A 20,768-nucleotide genomic window follows, 5' to 3' on the forward strand; every position below is an offset into this window, starting at 1 on the left:
ATAAGATATGGCTTTTTTAGAAGTAAATGATTTACATCTTTCTTTTAGTAACAAGGAAGTGTTGAATGGGATTGACTTAAGTATTTATAGAGGTGAGTTAGTAACCTTACTAGGACCAAGTGGTTGTGGTAAATCTACTTTATTAAGAGTGATCGCAGGATTGGAAAATCCAAAACAAGGCACTATTTTATTAGATGGTAAGGAAATTCAAAATAGTAAAGTACAGGATCGAGAAATTGGTATGGTATTTCAGTCCTATGCACTATTTCCAAACATGACAGTGTATGAAAATATAGCTTTTGGTTTACGTGTGAAGAAAATTTCTGAAACCGAAATTAGAGAAAAAGTTATGAAAATGCTCTCTTTAGTAGAATTAACTGTTTTAAAAAATGAATTAGTGACACGAATTTCAGGGGGACAACAACAGCGTGTAGCATTAGCAAGAGCGCTTATATTAGAACCAAAATTATTATTATTAGATGAGCCTTTGAGTGCGTTAGACGCACAAATTAGAAAACAGCTGCAAAATGAAGTTAGGAAAATACAAAAAGAGTTAGGAATCACGATGATTTTTGTCACACATGATCAAGAAGAAGCAATGCGGATTAGCGATAGAATTCATATTATGTCTGAAGGTAAGCTTGTACAAGTTTCTACTCCAGAAGTTATGTATAGTTCACCTTCTAATCGTTTTGTTGCAGAATTTATAGGTGACTATAATTTCATAGATAGGCATGATTTGACTGAAGCGACAAAAGTAGATGATCAGACAATAACCTTTGTCAGACCAGAAGTTATAAAATTTGAACCCATAGAAGATAGTGTCAGTTTAGTAGTGAGTTATGAATCTAAACAATTATTAGGTAATACTATACGTTATAAAATGAAAACTAAAACGAATAAAATTATACATATTGATGTTTTGAATGATGGTCATGTATTTTCAGTCAACGAAAAAATGGTGGTGTATATTAATAAGGAGGATCTAATAGACGTTTCGTCTTCTTGACCGTTTGGATATAAGGAAGATAAATCGTAAATATATAAAGTTTAGCAATTGACTAATGACTAACTTACTAAAATGGTGCATATCCTCGAATATTTATTAAAAATGATAGAGGTAGTCAAGTCTCTATTTTAGTGTTAGTGGATTATTCTCCGTAAGTAGAATTAAATGCTGCATACTAAGATATCTTATATTTTTAGCTATATGTTTTATGAAAATATGGACATTGTTGGTTGAGAAATCATGTGTCTTGTTGAAGATACTAGATGCTTGCCTTGAGTTCCATTTATTAGACACGTTTATTTGCAGACTTTGATATGTAATCGTATGGACACTGATAAAAAGCGAAGGATCATTGTGTTGATAGATTAGCAACAGAATTATAATGTACTGCTTAAATTTTTGTCGAAAAGAGTTAGTCAATATTGTTTGTAACCTTCTTATTAGTGTGATAAAGCTGTTATTTGCGATATAGTTACATAGTAAAATAAGTCTTTCATGTTAATTTTTAGATTAGTACTTAAAGGGTATGTACATTGAACAACGACTTGGAAATTGACGCAGTATAAAAAGGTAATATGATGTTATAAGAAGTAAAACTGAATTAGAAATATGATTAAATGATTATGAGAGGGCTGATTGTTCGTACAATTATCACATTCCTGAGGGTGAAATAGGATATGAGCGCACCAAAGTAATATCTATTATGAATCGTATAGATAGGATGGTTGGAATAGGGGTCTGTTAACGCTTGCAAAATGTGTCCGAATATGCTATCTTAAAACTATAAGTTAAACGTTTTACTAATTAAATAAATTCTTGTCTAAATGTATAGGTGGGTGGGCTAACGCTACCCGTCTATACTTTTTTATTTAGAGAAAATGATTAAAGGAGCATGTTAAAAATGGAAAAAGTAAGTCAAGAGCAAGTGAAAAAAGATATTATTGGCGGTTTAACAGCTTTTTTCGCGATATCTTATGTCATTATTGTGAACTCAATGATTTTAGCAGAGGCAGGGATTCCACCAGAGTATAGCGTGTTTGGGACAATTTTTATTTCGGTTATTGGGTCATTAGCGATAGGCTTAGTGAGTAACGTTCCGATTGTGATTACCACAGGAATGGGTGTCAATTCCTTTTTTACGTACACGCTTGTTATCGGATTAGGTCTTAATTGGCAAGAAGCGTTAGCGGTCAGCTTCTCAGCGAGTTTTATTTACTTGGTAGTGGCATTGACGTCCTTGAAAGATAAACTGAACGATGGTATTCCGGATAATCTTAAGCATGGTATTACAGCAGGAATTGGAATTTTTCTAGTGTTAGTTGGACTGGAAAAAGGAGAAATTATTGTACGAGGCGAGCATACTTTTATGACGTTAAATAGCTTTTCTTCGCCTACCTTATGGTTGACATTAGGGTCGTTAGTATTGACTTTATGGTTATTTTTAAAAAACATTCAGGGCAGTTTTTTTATTGGGATTATCGCGACCACCATTTTCGCGAATCTTTTTGGTTTAGTGCCGGATGCAGCCCATAGTTTTAGTTTAAGTGCTTTTCAAAATTATCCGACAGTCTTAGCTAAACTAGATTTTTCTTCATTTTTTAGTTTGGAATTCGTGCTAGGGACATTTTCTTTGGCGATGATATTAATCTTTGAATCTATTGGTCTTTTTAATGGACTACTTCCAGAAATTGGACGAAAGCAGTTTAATAAAGCATTTGTCGTCAATGGTGTGGTCATGCTTTTATCCAGTGTGTTAGGTACGAGTCCTACGATTCCAGCCGCTGAAAGTGCGACTGGAATTCAAGAAGGAGCAAAAACAGGGCGTATGGCGATAACAGCAGGTGCCTTGTTCGGCGCAGCTATTTTTGCTATCCCACTATTATCGTATATTCCTAGTGCAGCGCTAGCGCCAGTGATTATTATGACAGGTTGTTTAATGATGTCTAACCTTCAACATATCAACTTAAGTGATATGACTGAGTGGTTTCCAGCGTTTATCATGATTGTCATGATGGCTTTTACTATGAGTATCTCAGATGGACTTGCTTTTGGTTTTGTTTCCTATCCGTTAGTTAAACTGTTTTCAAAGAAACAAAAAGAAGTCAGTATGACGTCGTGGATAGTATCAGGATTGTTCTTCTTATATTTACTTGCAAAAATTTGGCTATAACAATGAAGTGAAGCGATTTTATCGTTTCACTTTTTTATTTTGCGTATTTATAAAGTGAGGAATAAAGAGGGGGAGTTGGATGTTCGTTGCGCGAGATGAAAAAGGAAGACTCATTGAGATTTGGCGTTTAACACAGACTGAGATTAAGGAATTAAAAGGAAATAAATTCTTTTGCCCGGTCTGTCAAAGAGAAGTGCTATTGCGACAAGGTCAGAAGACACGGGCTCATTTTGCTCATTATGAGGAGGGAAAGTGTCATGTGAGTAAACAAGCAGAATCTATAGAGCATATGACGGGAAAACAACTCTTAGCAAAATGGTTAAGTGAGGCTTCGTATCTGACTGTGGAAATAGAAAAATATTATCGCCGCATTCAACGTCAAGCTGATTTAGTCGTGAATCAACAGTTGGTAGTGGAATATCAGTGTAGTCCAATTTCAATAGAACAACTAATAGAACGAACACATGATTATCAAAAGATTGGGTTATCTGTTATTTGGATTTTAGGCTCTCCTCTTTTTTTAAAAAGAAAACTGAAGAGTTTACATGTGCTAACTAGTTATTTCTCATTGGCTTATCAGCGTCATTTTTTTCAATTAGATGTCTCTCAAAAAGAGCTCGTGCTGTATCATCATTTAGATACGTGTGCCGATATCAAGAGCGTGTCAGCGCATAAATATGTTATTTCCGAACGAGGTCGGAGTCTCTTTGATTTATTTACAGCCTCGGTGTCATCTAACAGCTCGTTTGAGTTAAAACCAGTGACAATAGAAAGCGAACGCTTGATTCATCTCATTCAGCAAGAGCGTCAACGTTTACAACGGCGTCTGATTTATCCATCTGTTTCAGTCAAACATTTGCAAACACAGTTGTACAATCAGAAGACGCATATTATGGGATTGCCACCGGCTTTCTTTTGGATGCGACATCATTGGTTGGATAATCGAATGAGTAGTTTATCACTACTCGTGGCAATGAAAACAAACTTCTATAAACAATCATTTATATCTCATCATCATCTAGTCAATCAGTTAGATTGTTTGTTTCAAGACTATGCATTGGATGCAGATTCCGCTAGAGCAAAAATGTCTTTTTCTTTCTATATTGATGCTATTTTGAAGGTGTGGGAATCAACAGGTTACATGCGGCAATTATCTGACGGCTATCGCATTGAGCCTAAGCTACATCGTTGTGTGTCAGAAAGTGATTTTAATCAACAATTACGTCACGAGATAAACGATTTATCTTATTACCTGATGTTTCCTAAACATTGAAAGTTATGATAAAATGAGAAGAAAGAGAGAAGGGAGTTATAATTATATGAGTACACCACATGAATTACCAAAACGTGACGCACTTCCAGTAGAAGTGACATGGGATTTAACGAAAATTTTTGAAAATGACGAGGCGTTTGAAACGGCTCTTAAAGAATTTGAAGCAAAAATACCAGAGGTTCAAGCTATAAAGGGGACATTGGCGCAAGGAGCTGACGCATTTAAAAAAGCTTTAGACTTAACGTTAGCCCTTTCTCGTGAGCTAGAAACGTTGTATGTTTACTCTCATTTAAAGAATGACCAAGATACAGCGAATGCTTTTTATCAAGGAATGAACAGTCGGATGGAAAGCATGATTGCTAAAACAAGTGAAGCTATTTCATGGTTCCAACCAGAATTATTCGAACTAACAGATGAGCAAATTTGGGCGTATTTTGATGAACTTCCAGAATTAGAAATTTATCGTCACTATATTACCTCTATGCTAGCAGACCGTCCACATGTTTTATCAGAACAAGAAGAAGCACTGTTAGCCGGTGCAGGTGAGATTTTTGGTTCAGCAGGTAAGACGTTCTCTATCTTAAACAATGCGGATTTAGAGTTTCCAGTCATTGAAAATGAAAAAGGTGAAAAAGTTAAACTTTCACATGGTGTTTATGGACAATTAATGGAAAGTACTGATCCGAAAGTGCGAGAAGCTGCGTTTAAAGGATTATACCAAGTGTATGAACAGTTTCAAAATACATTGGCAACGACGCTTTCAACGAATGTTAAAGTGCATAATTACCGTGCGAAAGTTCGCCATTTTTCTTCAGCACGTGAAGCGGCATTGTCAGCTAATCACATTCCAGAATCCGTTCATGATACTTTGATTTCTGTGGTACATGAGCATTTACCGTTATTACATCGCTATGTGGCTTTACGTAAAAAACTTCTTAAAGTAGACAGTTTACATATGTATGATATGTATACACCTATTTTAGGAGATGCGCCAATTCGTTATTCTTATGACGAAGCTGTTGAAAAATCAAAAGTCGCATTAAAACCATTAGGGGAAGAATATGGCAAAGTCGTCCAAGAAGCTTATGAGAATCGTTGGATTGACGTTGTTGAAAACCAAGGAAAACGTAGTGGAGCTTATTCATCAGGGGCTTACGATACAGTGCCTTATATTTTAATGAACTGGCATGATAGTTTAGACCAATTGTATACATTAGTGCATGAGATGGGACACAGTGTTCATAGTTACTTTACACGTTCAAATCAACCTTATGTTTACGGCGATTATTCTATTTTCTTAGCTGAGATTGCCTCAACGACAAACGAAAACATCTTAACGGAGCACTTATTAGCGACAGAAACGGATCCAAAAGTACGCGCATTTATTTTAAATCGTTACTTAGACGGTTTCAAAGGAACTGTTTTCCGTCAAACACAGTTTGCGGAATTTGAGCATTTCATTCACGAAGAAGATGCAAAAGGAGTTCCACTAACAAGTGACTACTTAAACGATTACTATGCTGATTTAAACGCGAAGTATTATGGACCAGCTGTGGAGCGTGATCCTGAGATTGCTTTAGAGTGGTCACGTATTCCTCATTTCTACTACAATTATTACGTTTATCAGTATTCAACAGGTTTTGCAGCTGCTTCAGCATTAGCTGATAAGATTGTAAAAGGCGAAGAAGGTGCTTTAGATAAGTACTTGACCTATCTAAAAGCTGGTCGCAGTGACTATCCAATTGAAATTATGAAAAAAGCAGGCGTCGATATGACTCAAGCAACTTATTTAGAAGAAGCAATGAAAGTCTTTGAAGCGCGATTAAATGAATTTGAAACATTAGTGGATCAATTATAAAATTAAAAGGCCGTGACAGTGTCACGGCCTTTTTCCCTAAAGAAAGGAAGAGACAGATGACAACGTATACTCAGTATGTAGTTCAACGTGACGAAGATAGCTATTCTTTTGATAAAGAAGAGGTAACTATAGTACCTTGCCAAAAACATGACGTATTGGTTAAAGTTAAAGCGATTTCAATTAATCCGATTGATACGAAAATGGCACTGAAACGTCGTGAAAATCAACCGCGTTCCGTTTTAGGATGGGATGTTTCAGGTACGATTGTCGCCTTGGGTGAAAATGTGACAGACTTTGAAGTAGGGGATGATGTATTTTATGCAGGAGCAGTCAATCGACCAGGCGGAAATGCCGATTACCATTATGTTGATAGCCGTCTGATTGCTAGAAAGCCAGCTAATTTATCTCATGCTGAAGCCGCAGCGTTACCACTCACGAGTTTAACCGCATGGGAGAGTTTATTTGAGCGATTAAGAGTTACTGAAAGTCATAAGACGAATCCATCTATTCTGATTATTGGGGGTGCTGGAGGCGTAGGTTCAGTCGCTATTCCACTGGCTAAAGCAGCCGGTTTGAGAGTGATTGCGACAGCATCACGGCCCGAAACAGAAGCATGGGTAAAAGAAAAAGGGGCAGATGTGGTAATCAACCACTATCATTCATTGTCACAGCAGTTAGCTGAGCAGCAAGAAGACTTGGTGGACTATCTATTATGTTTAAATCATACAGATCAACATTGGGAAGAGATGAGTCGTGTGATTGCTCCGCAAGGTCGAATCTGTAGTATCGTGGATAATCAACAACCGCTAGATCTTAGTTTGTTAAAACCTAAAAGTGCAACTTTTACTTGGGAATTTATGTTCACTCGCTCGACTTATCAGACACATGATATGGCTGAGCAAGGGCGTATTTTAGAAGAGATTGCCAAAAGGGTGGAACAAGGTGTTCTGAAAACAACTGTGACAGAAGTGCTGAATGGCATGAATGAACATAATCTTTTAAAAGGACATCAACGAGTGGCAAGTGGTAAAATGATTGGGAAGTTGGTCATTCAAAATGAATCGACGAACGATTAAGTAACAAAGAAAGGTCGATTTAAGTATGAAAACACTAGTAATATTAAGTCATCCTTCTGCAAATGATTCCACAACACAGCAGTTCTTTTTAAAAGGAGCACAAGCGTTGAGTGATGTGACGTGGCATTATCTTGAAGAAGCGTATCCAGACGGTCAAATAGATGTAGAGCAAGAACAAACCTTGCTTGCTGAGCATGATCGGATTATTTTTCAATTTCCGATGTATTGGTATAGTGCCCCTGCTTTCTTAAAGCAATGGCAAGACCAAGTACTTAACTCAGACTATCTTGCGCGTTGGGCTGATAAAGAGTTCGGTATTGTTGTGATGATGGGAGTGAAAGCACAAGCTTTTCGTGCTGGAGGTAGGGAACAATTCCAGCTAGATGAATTGTTACGACCTTATCAAGCGATAGCTCATCATTTTAATTGGACCTATCTACCTGTCTTTCCCGTATATCAATTTGCCTACCTCTCAGAAGATGCTCAGATGAAGTTGTTGATTGCTTACCAACAATATTTAACCTTGACGCATAACGCGACGATTCGTGAACGTAGTTTATGGTTAGAGCAACATTTATCAGATTGTTTTCAAGCGGAAGATGACTATGCTGATGTAGTGAAGAGAGCACAGCTGCGTCTTGCGGCTAATCGTGAACAGCTAGATGAACTGCATGAGACACTAGCTATGTTTCAAGGAGGTTTATAAATGACACGATCAGACACATTATTGGAACAGCTAACAAAGGCACAAAACGAGTGTAAAGAGTATCAACAACGTGCCGTTATTAAAGCAGTCATTGATATGTTGATACACCAAGAACAACGGATTGAACAGCTTGAGGGCGAAATAGACGGCACTTTGTGGAGTCCGCAACAATGGTAATGGAATAGTAAGAAAGTGAGCGAATAAGATGAGAAATTTTGTAGCAAAAAGTGCAGATTTAATTGGAAAAATTAAATTAGGTGAAGCTTCAACGATTTGGTACCAATCGGTTATTCGAGGTGATTATGGTGTGATTTCAATCGGTGACAGAAGTAATATTCAAGATGGCTCAGTCGTTCATGTAGATGAACAATACCCAACAGTTGTAGGAGACGATGTCACAGTGGGGCATCGTTGCATTATCCATGGTTGTACCATTGAAGATCGTGTGATTGTCGGTATGGGGTCGACTATTATGAATGGAGCGAAAATTGGTCAAGACTCTATCGTAGGTGCTAACTCTTTAGTCACCGAGAGAAAAGAATTTCCACCGGGTTCTCTTATTATGGGGTCACCTGCAAAAGTTATTCGAGCGCTAACGGATGAAGAGAAACAAAGTATTTTAGTAAATGCACATGAATACGTGCAAAATGGTCAAAAATTTAAAGGGAAACCTATCACGATTGATGAGGACGGCTTCATCGTAGAAACAGAATAAAAAAGCGACTCAGATGAGTCGCTTTTTTTTAAAATAAAGAAATAGTTTGTATGCTATCATCAGCAGGTAATTTCCAGTTTATTGGTTTTCGATTTTGTGAAAGTAACCAATGATTGATAGTCGAAAAAGGTTTTGAACCAAAAAAACCACGATAGCTTGAAAGAGGACTTGGATGAGGGGCTTCTAAAATGAGATGTTTATCATTGGTAATCAGTTCTTTTTTACTTTGGGCAGGCTTTCCCCACAAAACAAATGCAATCGGATGCGGATGGTCGTTGAGCGCTTGAATCGCCACATCCGTCAAGCGTTCCCAGCCTTTCTGACGATGTGAGTTCGCTTCGCCTTTACGAACAGTTAAGACCGTATTAAGAAGCAATACGCCTTGTTGTGCCCATAAGGATAAATCACCTTGATGAGGGATAGGTGCGTTTAAATCGTCATGTAATTCTTTAAAAATATTTTTTAAAGAGGGGGGGATAGCGACGTCATTTGAAACAGAAAAGCTCAACCCTTGTGCTTGCTTAGGACCATGATAAGGGTCTTGGCCTAAAATTACGACTTTGACACTGTCATAGGGTGTTAAATTAAAAGCTTGGAAAATCGTCTCTTTGGGTGGATAAATGGTTTGTGTTTGATACTCTGATGCTAAAAACTGATCGAGCGATGAAAAGTAAGGTTGTTTGAATTCATCGGCAAGAATAGTCTTCCAATCTGTCCTTATCATATCTGATGAAAGAAACATAGCGACGGCCTCCTTATAATAGTGCTTTTAGTATACCATGAGTTTCTCTTTTTATAAAAAGTGGTTGACAAAAAACTTAGAACTTGTTATGATATATGAGTTGAGAAAATAAAGCAGGAGCACCCGCTTCTCGCCTGAGTAGACAAAACGTCTCTGGGCTAGATAATTTTTTAGATAGCTATATGAGTAGTTATTTATGAAATCGGTGGGAGTTCTTATGTTAAGAACTCTTTTTTTCTGTTTAATTCTCGGAAAAAATCAGAGAGGTGAATGACCATAGCAAAAGATATGATGGTAAACAACGGTATTCGTGCACGTGAGTTACGATTGATTTCCCAAGATGGCGAGCAATTAGGCGTTAAGACAAAAGCAGAAGCATTACAAATTGCTGAAGCAGCTAACTTAGATGTTGTTTTAGTGTCACCTAATGCGAAACCACCTGTTGCCCGTATTATGGACCACGGAAAATATCGTTACGAACAACAGAAGAAAGCCCGTGAGGCTCGCAAGAAGCAAAAAGTTATTAATGTTAAAGAGGTAAGACTCAGTCCGACAATTGAAGACAATGATTTTAATACCAAATTGCGTCAAGCACGAAAGTTTCTAGAAAGTGGAGACAAAGTAAAAGCGTCTATCCGATTTAGAGGCCGTGCCATTACACATAAGGAAATTGGTCATGAAGTCTTGACTCGCTTTGCAGACGAAACAAAAGATATTGCCGATGTAGAAGTACGTCCTAAAATGGAAGGCAGAAGCATGTTTCTAATGCTAGCACCAAAAACAGAAAAGTAAGCAATCGATTTTGAGGAGGAAATACAATGCCAAAAATGAAAACACACCGCGGACTAGCTAAACGTGTCAAACGTACTGGTGGTGGCGGATTAAAAAGATATCGTGCGTTCACAAGTCACCGTTTCCACGGCAAAACTAAAAAACAACGCCGTCAATTACGTAGACCTAGAATGGTATCAAAAGGCGATTACAAACGTATTCGTCAACAATTAACTTACATGAAATAACATAGGGATATGAAAAACGAAACAGAACTTGAGGAGGAATTATAAATGGCACGTGTTAAAGGTGGATACGTAACCCGTCAACGTCGTAAAAAAACGTTAAAACTAGCAAAAGGCTACTACGGCTCAAAACATACATTATATAAAACAGCAAAAGAACAAGTGATGAAATCTTATAGCTACGCTTACAGAGATCGTCGTCAAAAGAAACGTGACTTCCGTAAATTATGGATTGCACGTATCAATGCTGCTGCACGTATGAATGGTATGAGCTATTCAAAATTAATGCATGGCTTAAAAGTTGCTGAAATCGATGTTAACCGTAAAATGTTAGCTGATTTAGCTGTACATGATGCAAAAGCATTCACAGCTTTAACAGAACAAGCAAAAGCTGCATTAGCTAAATAATATGAATTTTAAACCTACTCTTTGTGAGTAGGTTTTTTATTATATTAGAAAGCCGTTTTCTATTGAGAATAACTCGTTTTGGTTGTTTAAATAGTTACTTTCTTTTCTATATTCAACTAGTTAAATAGTATATATGGAAAATTTCCCGCAAATTGAGAAAGATACCTTAATTTGTAAGCGTTTACCTTAATGGGTTACTTCTATTGTCCAACTGATTGGAAGCTGTTATAAATAATGTAAGGCCTAATAAAAAGCAAAGGAGTTTATGTTTATGATGGAGAAGTTTCAGCGCTTTGGAGGCGCAATGTTTACACCGGTTTTACTTTTTTCTTTTTCCGGTATTATGCTCGCATTAACCATAATCTTTAAAAATCCAATGATTGTTGGAAGTATTGCAAATGATGGAACTTTTTGGCACAGTATGTGGTCAGTTGTCGAGAGTGGTGCGTGGACAGTTTTCAATCAAATGGAACTATTATTTGTTATTGGTCTACCAATCGGCCTAGCCAAAAAAGCCAATGCGCGTGCAGCGATGGAAGCAGTTGTTACCTATTTAACATTTAACTATTTTGTAGGGAGTTTGTTAGAGTTTTTCGGTCCTACTTTTGGTGTAGATTTTACAGCAGAAGAAGGTGCAGGAACTGGATTAAAAATGATCGCGGGTATAAAAACTTTAGATACCGGAATCATTGGGGCTATTTTTATTTCTGCTGTCGTGGTTTGGATACATAACAAGTACTTTGATGTGAAACTACCAGAATTTTTAGGAGTATTTCAAGGCTCCTCATTGGTTGTCATTATTGGTTTTTTCATGATGTTACCAATTGCAGTTATAACAGCATTTGTGTGGCCTAAAATTCAAATGGGTATTGATTCTATGCAAGGATTTTTATCTTCATCGGGTGTTTTTGGTGTTTGGTTATATACATTTTTAGAGCGAATATTGATACCTACAGGACTTCATCATTTTATTTATACACCTTTTGTATTTGGACCTGTTGTTGTTGAAGGAGGAATATCTCGTTATTGGATGAATCATTTACAAGAATTCGCTGCTTCAACCAAACCTTTAAAAGAACTATTTCCAGCAGGTGGGTTTGCTTTGCATGGGAATTCTAAAATATTTGCTGCTCCAGGAATCGCAGCAGCGTTCTATGCAACTTCCAATAAGGATAAACGAAAAAAAGTATTGGCAATTTTAATACCTGTGACTTTGACCGCGGTCTTAGCGGGAATAACAGAGCCTTTAGAGTTTACATTCTTATTTGTTGCTCCTGTGTTGTTCGTTGTTCACTCTGTTTTAGCAGCAAGTATGGCCGCAACAATGTATGCTTTCGGTGTTGTCGGTGATATGGGTGGTGGCTTTATAGACTTATTAGCTAAAAACTGGATTCCATTAGCTAATAACCATTGGAAAACGTATGCACTTCAACTTTTTATTGGGTTATTGTTTACAGCTATTTATTTCTTTGTATTTCGTTTCTTGATTTTAAAATTTAATTTTGCAACACCGGGTCGCGAGCCAGAAACAGCAGATGTTAAGTTGTATAGTAAAAAAGAGTTTAAAGAAAAACAGAGTAATAATAAGACTAATGGCGACAATCAGTACATGGAGGCAGCCGCATTATATTTAGAAGCTTTCGGAGGCAGTGATAATATAGCGACCGTTACGAATTGTGCAACACGTTTACGTGTGAGTGTGAAAGATGCAGGATTAGTTGCTACGGATGATATTTTCCGAGAGGCTGGAGCACATGGTGTAGTACGTAATGGTACAGCTTTCCAAGTTATAGTTGGTTTATCAGTTCCTCAAGTAAGAGAACAATTTGAAAAATTATTAATGATTAATGAGTAAAAGAAAGGGAGATGTTTAATAATGAAAAAACATTCTATTGTTATTGCAGGTGGAGGAAGTACATTTACACCCGGAATTGTTTTAATGCTATTAGATAATTTAGAGCAACTACCGATTCGTCAAATTAAATTTTATGATAATGATGCAGAACGACAAAAAGAGATAGCAGATGCATGTGAAATTATCATTCAAGAAAAAGCCCCTGATATTAAGTTTGTATCAACTACTGATCCGAAAACAGCTTTTACTGATATTGATTTTGTGATGGCACATATTCGTGTTGGAAAATATGCTATGCGTGAAAAAGATGAAAAGATACCGTTAAAATATGGTGTGGTAGGTCAAGAGACATGTGGCCCTGGTGGGATTGCTTATGGAATGCGTTCGATTGGTGGCGTACTAGAAATTTTAGACTACATGGAACAGTACTCACCAAATGCATGGATGTTGAATTATTCTAACCCAGCTGCGATTGTAGCGGAAGCTACACGTAAACTAAGACCTAACTCTAAAATTTTAAATATTTGTGATATGCCAATAGGAATTGAAGAAAGAATGGCACGTAGTATTGGTTTGTCATCACGTAAAGAAATGGTTGTTCGTTATTACGGATTAAATCACTTTGGCTGGTGGACAGATATTCGTGATAAAGAGGGCAATGATTTGATGCCTAAAATTAAAGCGCACGTTAAGGAAAATGGTTATGCTTTGCCGGAGGAACTAGCAGCTGCTAAAGAAAATGAAGCGTCTCAGCATGCGGATGCTAGCTGGATGCATACTTTTACAAAAGCGAAAGATGTATATGCTCTTGATCCAGAAACATTACCTAATACTTATTTGAAATATTATCTATTCCCGAGTGATGAAGTAGCGCACTCTAATCCAGAATATACACGAGCAAATGAAGTGATGGCGGGTAGGGAAAAACATGTATTTGGTGAGTGTCGTCGTATTGCAGAACAAGGTTCAACGAAAGATACTACCTTAGAAATTGATGAACACGCTTCTTATATTGTAGATTTGGCACGTGCGATTGCTTACAATACACATGAACGGATGTTGCTTATTGTTGAAAATAAAGGAGCGATTGTTAACTTTGATGATACAGCAATGGTCGAGGTACCGTGTATCGTGGGAGCGAATGGTCCAGAACCACTTGTTCAAGGAGAAATTCCTCGATTCCAAAAAGGAATGATGGAACAACAAGTTGCAGTTGAGAAATTAGTAGTCGAAGCATGGGAAGAGAAATCATATCAAAAACTATGGCAAGCTATTACAATGTCTAAAATCGTTCCTAATGCCACTGTTGCTAAACAAATATTAGATGATTTATTAGAAGCTAATAAAGAGTTTTGGCCAGAATTACGCTAAAAGTTGCCCATTTTGAACAACGTTTACTAGTACTCAATCAGATGTATTAGTAAACGTTGTTTTTACTCTCTATTATACAAAAATAAAGTTAATTGGTATACTTAGATTAGAGAAAAGGGTGGAGGGATTATATGCAACTAGAAGCACTCATTAATAAGCACTATGAAGAACTGAATGAAAATGAACGTGCTATTTTAAGTTTTGTGTTAAAGAATCGTACGACTGCTCAAACATTAAGCATTGTGAAAATGGCAGAAGCCTGTCATACATCAAAGTCCTCTATCTTGCGTTTAACTCAAAAACTAGGCTTTTCTGGTTTTAGTGAGTTTAAGTACTTTTTAAAAAAAGAAGCTATTGTACACCGACCAGCTGAAGATGTTTTCGCCCTTCAGAAGAAAGATATTGAGATGACTCAAAAGCTTTTAAACCAAGTAGATTTACGTACTATTGTTCAAAAAATCTATAAAGCTAAGCGAGTTTTTGGCTTTGGAACAGGTTGGGGACAGCAAAATGCAGTTAAGGAGTTACGTCGAAATCTAATGGGTTGCGGGAAGCATATGTTATCAATACCTGCTAAAACAGAGTTAGAATTAAACATGCCTTTGATGACACCTGAAGATTTATTAATATTTATTTCGCTAAGTGGCGATGTAACGGAATTAAGGTCACATTTACAAACATTAAATATGCGGGGTATTCCAATCTTATCTATTACTTCATTTTGTAATAATCATCTCGCAACTAAAGCAGATTATAATCTTTATTACCATGCGACACCGTTAAAACAAACAGAAGGTAGTGAAATTCTTTCATTCATTACTTTAAATATTGTGGGTGATGCCTTGTTTAGAGAGTATGTTAGTTATTTGGATGAAGTTTACTAATTAGAGGGAGGAAGTATGTGTGAGCAAAGAATCAAGTCGTACATTATCTCGAGATAGATATTCGTTTATGCCTTTTTTAATAGGCTATTGGATTTTATTGCCATTTCTGTATTTGGCGTACTTATTTTTAGAATCATCGAAAGTGAATCTTAGTCTTAGAGATTTTTTAAATCAACAACCTTTATTAACGAGTATGTTTTTAATTGCGTTATTAACTCCGATTGCTGCCTATTTTTTAGTGAAAATGTGGTATCAATCAACTGAAAAATCACCTGCGTTAAATTTTTTTTTAAGAGCGATGGCTATTCAACAATTATTAGTCGGAAATTTATTAGGTGTTGGGTTGATTTTTTTAAGTAGCCGACAATTGAAAAAAAGTCCTCAAGTCTCAACTCAACGTGAGTGGATTTTAACTCTTTCTGTAATTATTTTTCAATTCGGCGTTTCATTCTTCGGTTTGTGGGTCCTTATTTAACCTCACAATCTTAAAACCTTGTCAGGTTAGGTTGCAACTCTTTTTTTGGCTCACATTGTGAAAAATAATTTAATAAATAAAAATGAGATGAAAATTAAGTTACGCATAGAGAAATAAAAAAACCTTATCGTACCACAACATATAGATTATTACTTATAGTAAGAATCTATATGTTGTTGTTTTTTGTCTTAAAATCAGATAGAATAGAGTAAGCAATAATAGAGAGGGAGATAATTATGATGAAAGCACTGGCACAATCACAAGATATTGTGCAATTTCAAACGAAATTAAAAACAATTAAAGTGATTAAGCGAGATGGACGTTCAGTAGATTTTGATGACGATAAAATTTATGCAGCACTAATGAAAGCAGAGAAAAAAATTCATGGTGAAATTCGTCCTTTAGCCGAAGAAAGAATTCAACGTGTCGTGCGATTAGTCGATCAGGAGATTGCGGAGCGCTTCTCAGATAATATTAAAATTTATGAGATTCAAAATATTGTGGAACAGACGCTTTTAGATGAGCGTGAATATGAATTGGCTGAAGAATATATTCATTATCGGACGCAGCGTGATTTTTCACGCCGAAAAGCGACGGATATTAATGTTGCAATTGATAAGTTAATACATAAAGATCAAACGGTGGTTAATGAAAATGCCAATAAAGATAGTGATGTCTTCAATACACAACGTGATTTGACAGCTGGGATTGTAGGGAAATCTATCGGCCTCCAAATGTTGCCACCACATGTAGCGAATGCTCATCAAAAGGGAGATATTCACTATCATGACTTAGATTATCATCCATATACGCCTATGACTAACTGTTGTTTAATTGATTTTAAAGGCATGTTGAATAATGGGTTTAAAATAGGGAATGCCGAAGTCGAGTCACCTAAATCCATTCAAACAGCAGCGGCTCAAATTTCTCAAATTATTGCCAATGTGGCATCTAGTCAATATGGAGGTTGTTCAGCTGATCGGATAGATGAGCTTTTAGCTCCGTTTGCGCGTAAAAATTATGAAAAACACTTACGGGACGCTAGAGAATGGATTGAGGATGAAACGAAGCATGACGCCTATGCGAAGGCTAAAACAAGTAAAGACATATATGATTCTATGCAGAGCCTAGAATATGAAATAAATACGCTATTTACGTCCAATGGTCAAACGCCTTTTACTTCATTTGGCTTTGGCTTAGGAACAGATTGGTTTGCTCGCGAAATTCAAAAGTCCATCTTACAAATTAGAATTAAAGGGTTGGGTCAAGAAAATAGAACGGCGATTTTTCCTAAATTAATTTTTACGATTAAAGACGGTTTGAATCTTCGTGAAACAGACCCTAACTATGATATTAAAGAGTTAGCGCTTGAGTGTGCGACAAAACGGATGTACCCTGATATTCTAAACTATGAAAAAATAACAGAGTTAACGGGAAGTTTTAAAGTGCCTATGGGATGTCGTTCGTTTTTACAAGGATGGAAAAATGAGCAGGGAGAAGATGTTACATCAGGTCGGATGAACTTAGGTGTGGTAACGTTAAACTTGCCGCGGATTGCGTTAGAATCAGAAGGAGATGTGACGCGTTTCTGGGAATTGCTTGAAGAACGGTTAGAGATTATGGAAGATGCGTTACTATATCGTGTCGATCGTTGTAAAGAAGCCAAGCCAGAAAATGCTCCGATTCTTTATATGTACGGTGCTTTTGGAGATCGATTAAATAAGCAGGAAGATACCGACCAACTGTTTAAAAATAAACGAGCAACTGTTTCTTTAGGCTATATTGGCTTATATGAAGTGGCAACACGTTTTTATGGGCCAAATTGGGAAGGAAATGCTGAGGCCAAAAACTTCACGTTATCCATCTTGAAAAACCTGAAAGAACATGCGGATGCGTGGGGAGATAAGTACGGCTATCACTTTAGTGTATATAGTACGCCAAGTGAAAGTCTAACCGACCGTTTTTGTCGATTAGATACAGAAAAATTTGGAGTAATTCCAGATATTACGGATAAAGATTATTATACAAACAGTTTCCATTATGATGTTCGTAAAAATCCGACACCTTTTGAAAAACTTGATTTTGAAAAGGACTATCCACAATATTGTTCTGGAGGGTTCATCCATTACTGTGAGTACCCAATGTTGCAACAAAATCCGAAAGCGTTAGAAGCTGTATGGGATTATTCATATGATAAGATTGGTTACTTAGGAACAAATACGCCGATTGACCATTGCTACGAGTGTGGTTATGAAGGAGATTTTAATCCGACAGAACGTGGGTTTGAATGTCCAAATTGTGGTAACCGTGACCCTAAGACGTGTGATGTAGTGAAACGAACATGCGGTTATTTAGGCAATCCACAAGCGCGTCCAATGGTACACGGTCGTCACAAAGAAATTTCATCACGTGTGAAACATATGCCACAAGGATAAAGAGAAAAGAGGAGAAAACATGCGTCATCCAAAACCTCAAGAATGGGATTCAGCTCAGTATAGTCAAGGCTACTATGGTGATTATAAACCTTTTAACTTTGTTGATGGCGAAGGAGTTCGGTGCAGTTTATATGTGAGTGGCTGCTTATTCGCTTGTAAGGGATGTTATAATAAAGCCGTTCAAAATTTTAAATATGGCAAGCCATACACGAAAGAACTAGAAGATCAGATTATTGCGGATTTAGCACATGACTATGTACAAGGTATGACTCTTTTAGGGGGAGAGCCTTTTTTAAACACAGAGGTTTGTTTGTCATTAGTGACACGCATACGCCAGACGTATGGTCACACAAAAGATATTTGGGCGTGGTCGGGATATACCTTTGAAGAGCTGTTATTAGAAACAGAAGATAAATTGCAATTACTCGAGCAAGTCGATATTTTGGTTGACGGTCGTTTTGAAATAGATAAAAAAGATTTAAATTTACAATTTAGAGGTAGTAGCAATCAACGTATCCTTGATGTGCCAAAATCTCTTGCTGCTAAAAAAGCAGTACTTTGGAACAAATGTATGGATGCCGATCGAACATACGAGCAGATTAAAAAATCTGATTTAATCTAAAGAGTCGCGCCTTGTCTTACGAGATAAGGCGTTTTTGATAAAATTTACAGAGAAGTAGCCAATGAATACGCAATCATTTAAAAAAATGCTATACTAGAGAAGTAAATCATTATAAAGGAGCGATATCGTGGAAAAAACAGAAGAATTATTTTTAAAAGAATTAACAGATGCACGCGGTGTGCCTGGTAATGAAGATGAAGTTAGAGCAGTCTTCAAAAAATATGCAGAACCTCATGCCGATAAAATGATGTATGATGGCTTAGGTGGCATTGTAGCACGCCACAATGGTGCTAAAGAAGGCCCTAAAGTAATGATTATGGGGCATATGGATGAAGTTGGTTTTATGGTGACTCAAATTACAGAAAACGGCTTTATTAAATTCCAAACATTAGGTGGTTGGTGGGGTCAAGTTATGTTGGCTCAAGAGGTTGAAATCAAAACACGTGAAGGTAAATTAATTCATGGTGTTATTGGTTGTAAACCGCCTCACGTTTTATCTGCGGAAGCTCGCCAAAAACCGTATGAAATTTCTGATATGTTTGTGGACATTGGTGCAACAAGTGCGGACGAAGTGAAAGAGTGGGGAATTCGTCAAGGAGATATGATTACACCTTATACAGAATATCGCCGTCTTAACGATTCTAAGTTCTTATTAGCGAAAGCTTGGGATAACCGTATCGGTACAGCTGTTTCATTAAAAGTATTAGAAAACCTAGCAAAAGAAGGTCATCCGAATATTTTATTTGCTGGAAGTAACGTTCAAGAAGAAGTGGGCTTGCGTGGTTCTCGTACAAGTACACATATGGTGAATCCAGATATTGCCTTTGCCTTAGATACTGGAACTGCAGGTGATACACCTGGTATGACAGATAAAGAATCAATGTCTAAATTAGGAAAAGGACCACAAATTTTAATTTTTGACGCGTCTATGATTCCTCATCGCAAGTTACGTGATTTTGTCATTGATGTGGCAGATGAACTAGAAATTCCTTATCAATTAGAAGTGATTGCAGGTGGCGGAACAGATGCAGGAACACAACATATTACGCGTGACGGTATTCCGTCATTGGCTATTACTGTTGCAACACGTTACTTGCACAGCCATACTTCTGTCATTCATGAAGACGACTATTTAAATACCGTAAAACTTGTGACAGAAGTCGTGAAACGACTGGATAAAGAAACAGTAGAAAAATTACGCTCGTTTGAGTAAACGTGTCATTAAGATTAGAAGCAGTTAACAATTATTGTTACTGCTTCTTTGATTTTTAAGTACATAAATGTTTTTTTGAAGACGAAAAACACTTGATACAGAGAAAAAAGTTCTGATTTGACTTTTATTGAGTAAGATAAGCTGAAAAAAATGAAAAAAAGTCGTAAAGTATGAATATGAAGTGAAGGATGTGGAAAAATGAAACTAACGGTTTTAGGCTATTGGGGTGCTTACCCATGGCAACACGAAGGCACGTCTAGTTACTTGTTACAAACAGCTGACTTCTCACTTTTAATTGACGCGGGAAGCCATACTTTATCTGTTTTAGAAGACCATCTGGATCCTTTGACACTTGATGCTGTGATTATTTCACATTATCATCATGACCATATCGCTGACTTAGGAGTGTTACAGTATTATCGACAATTGCGTGGTACGTCTGAAACACCTGTTTTGCCGATATATGGACACGGTGAGGATGACGCACACTTTGCCTCTTTGACGTTGGCAAATGTTTCGAAAGGTTATCAGTATCAGGAAGAAGATACTTTAAAAATAGGCCCTTTTACCGTGACCTTTATGCGAACTAAACATCCTGTACCGTGTTTTGCAATGCGTATTGTTGAAGATAGAACGAAGAAAACAGTCGTTTATACAGCTGATTCTGGCTACTTATCGGCTTTTGAGTCGTTTGTCACACAGGCGGATGTTTTAATTACTGATGCTTATTTCTTAGAGGGAAATGAGAATCATCCCGTTCATTTTACAGCGAAAGAAGTTGGGAAATTAGCGTCACAAGGTAATGTGAAAACATTGGTATTAAGTCATTTACAACAAGAACTGGATTTGTCACAATTAGAAAATCAGGCGCGTCACTATGCAGGTCCAAATGTTGACGTGCTACTAGCTCAGAAAAACTTAACTATTGAAATTTAGGAGG

20 protein-coding genes and 1 other annotated feature are annotated in these 20,768 nt (G+C 36.9%); of the genes, 19 read left to right on the forward strand and 1 reads right to left on the reverse strand.

Features of this window, described 5'->3' with window-relative positions:
- Nucleotides 1-7: 7 nt before the first annotated feature.
- From CBF33_RS05695 to CBF33_RS05725, 8 genes are all read left to right on the forward strand, one after another.
- Nucleotides 8-1,009, forward strand: a complete 1,002-nt coding sequence (locus CBF33_RS05695; protein ID WP_126762404.1) for an ABC transporter ATP-binding protein — start codon at nt 8-10, stop codon at nt 1,007-1,009.
- Nucleotides 1,010-1,910: 901 nt separating this feature from the next.
- Nucleotides 1,911-3,179 carry an NCS2 family permease gene (locus CBF33_RS05700; RefSeq protein ID WP_244919692.1) on the forward strand — a complete coding sequence of 423 codons (1,269 nt, stop codon included), beginning with the start codon at nt 1,911-1,913 and terminating at the stop codon, nt 3,177-3,179.
- 79 nt (nt 3,180-3,258) lie between these two features.
- Nucleotides 3,259-4,452, forward strand: coding sequence for a competence protein CoiA (locus CBF33_RS05705; protein ID WP_126762408.1), 1,194 nt, complete (start codon nt 3,259-3,261; stop codon nt 4,450-4,452).
- Nucleotides 4,453-4,498: 46 nt separating this feature from the next.
- Nucleotides 4,499-6,310: an oligoendopeptidase F gene (pepF, locus tag CBF33_RS05710; protein WP_126762410.1), complete on the forward strand. Its 1,812-nt coding sequence runs from the start codon at nt 4,499-4,501 to the stop codon at nt 6,308-6,310.
- 56 nt (nt 6,311-6,366) lie between these two features.
- Complete coding sequence (locus CBF33_RS05715) at nt 6,367-7,386, forward strand: zinc-binding alcohol dehydrogenase family protein (RefSeq protein ID WP_126762412.1); 1,020 nt, start codon at nt 6,367-6,369, stop codon at nt 7,384-7,386.
- Nucleotides 7,387-7,411: 25 nt separating this feature from the next.
- Nucleotides 7,412-8,092, forward strand: a complete 681-nt coding sequence (locus CBF33_RS05720; RefSeq protein ID WP_126762414.1) for an NAD(P)H-dependent oxidoreductase — start codon at nt 7,412-7,414, stop codon at nt 8,090-8,092.
- Nucleotides 8,093-8,269, forward strand: coding sequence for a hypothetical protein (locus CBF33_RS09560; RefSeq protein ID WP_170167759.1), 177 nt, complete (start codon nt 8,093-8,095; stop codon nt 8,267-8,269).
- 28 nt (nt 8,270-8,297) lie between these two features.
- A complete protein-coding gene (locus tag CBF33_RS05725) occupies nt 8,298-8,807 on the forward strand; it encodes a gamma carbonic anhydrase family protein (RefSeq protein WP_126762416.1) in 510 nt (169 codons plus the stop codon).
- Between the two features lie 28 nt (nt 8,808-8,835).
- On the opposite strand, the gene CBF33_RS05730 is transcribed toward CBF33_RS05725, so the two are convergent.
- Nucleotides 8,836-9,549 (reverse strand): uracil-DNA glycosylase, encoded by a 714-nt coding sequence (locus CBF33_RS05730; protein ID WP_244919693.1) that lies wholly within the window; start codon nt 9,547-9,549, stop codon nt 8,836-8,838.
- A gap of 105 nt (nt 9,550-9,654) precedes the next feature.
- Nucleotides 9,655-9,793 (forward strand) — a sequence feature (ribosomal protein L20 leader region).
- Between the two features lie 26 nt (nt 9,794-9,819).
- Between CBF33_RS05730 and infC the strand changes: the two genes are divergently transcribed.
- The 11 genes from infC (at nt 9,820) to CBF33_RS05785 (ending at nt 20,764) form a co-directional block, all read left to right on the forward strand.
- Nucleotides 9,820-10,341, forward strand: a complete 522-nt coding sequence (gene infC / locus CBF33_RS05735; protein ID WP_023605494.1) for a translation initiation factor IF-3 — start codon at nt 9,820-9,822, stop codon at nt 10,339-10,341.
- A 26-nt stretch (nt 10,342-10,367) separates the two neighbouring features.
- Entirely contained in the window at nt 10,368-10,568 is a 201-nt protein-coding gene (gene rpmI, locus CBF33_RS05740) for a 50S ribosomal protein L35 (RefSeq protein WP_023605495.1), read from the forward strand.
- Between the two features lie 45 nt (nt 10,569-10,613).
- Entirely contained in the window at nt 10,614-10,973 is a 360-nt protein-coding gene (gene rplT / locus CBF33_RS05745; protein ID WP_023605496.1) for a 50S ribosomal protein L20, read from the forward strand.
- Nucleotides 10,974-11,244: 271 nt separating this feature from the next.
- Nucleotides 11,245-12,828, forward strand: coding sequence for an alpha-glucoside-specific PTS transporter subunit IIBC (locus tag CBF33_RS05750; RefSeq protein WP_126762418.1), 1,584 nt, complete (start codon nt 11,245-11,247; stop codon nt 12,826-12,828).
- Between the two features lie 21 nt (nt 12,829-12,849).
- Nucleotides 12,850-14,199: a 6-phospho-alpha-glucosidase gene (locus tag CBF33_RS05755; protein WP_126762420.1), complete on the forward strand. Its 1,350-nt coding sequence runs from the start codon at nt 12,850-12,852 to the stop codon at nt 14,197-14,199.
- 131 nt (nt 14,200-14,330) lie between these two features.
- The gene (locus CBF33_RS05760; protein ID WP_126762422.1) at nt 14,331-15,083 is read left to right on the forward strand and encodes a MurR/RpiR family transcriptional regulator; all 753 of its coding nucleotides are present in this window, start codon (nt 14,331-14,333) and stop codon (nt 15,081-15,083) included.
- Between the two features lie 19 nt (nt 15,084-15,102).
- The gene (locus CBF33_RS05765) at nt 15,103-15,558 is read left to right on the forward strand and encodes a hypothetical protein (protein WP_126762424.1); all 456 of its coding nucleotides are present in this window, start codon (nt 15,103-15,105) and stop codon (nt 15,556-15,558) included.
- 239 nt (nt 15,559-15,797) lie between these two features.
- Complete coding sequence (nrdD, locus tag CBF33_RS05770) at nt 15,798-17,993, forward strand: anaerobic ribonucleoside-triphosphate reductase (protein ID WP_371871970.1); 2,196 nt, start codon at nt 15,798-15,800, stop codon at nt 17,991-17,993.
- Between the two features lie 19 nt (nt 17,994-18,012).
- Nucleotides 18,013-18,615, forward strand: coding sequence for an anaerobic ribonucleoside-triphosphate reductase activating protein (gene nrdG / locus CBF33_RS05775; protein ID WP_023605498.1), 603 nt, complete (start codon nt 18,013-18,015; stop codon nt 18,613-18,615).
- A 127-nt stretch (nt 18,616-18,742) separates the two neighbouring features.
- The gene (locus CBF33_RS05780) at nt 18,743-19,828 is read left to right on the forward strand and encodes a M42 family metallopeptidase (protein ID WP_126762428.1); all 1,086 of its coding nucleotides are present in this window, start codon (nt 18,743-18,745) and stop codon (nt 19,826-19,828) included.
- A gap of 198 nt (nt 19,829-20,026) precedes the next feature.
- Nucleotides 20,027-20,764, forward strand: a complete 738-nt coding sequence (locus CBF33_RS05785) for an MBL fold metallo-hydrolase (protein ID WP_126762430.1) — start codon at nt 20,027-20,029, stop codon at nt 20,762-20,764.
- The last annotated feature ends 4 nt before the right edge of the window (nt 20,765-20,768 follow it).

It is taken from the genome of Vagococcus lutrae (assembly GCF_003987555.1).
Classification (GTDB): Bacteria; Bacillota; Bacilli; order Lactobacillales; family Vagococcaceae; genus Vagococcus_A; species Vagococcus_A lutrae.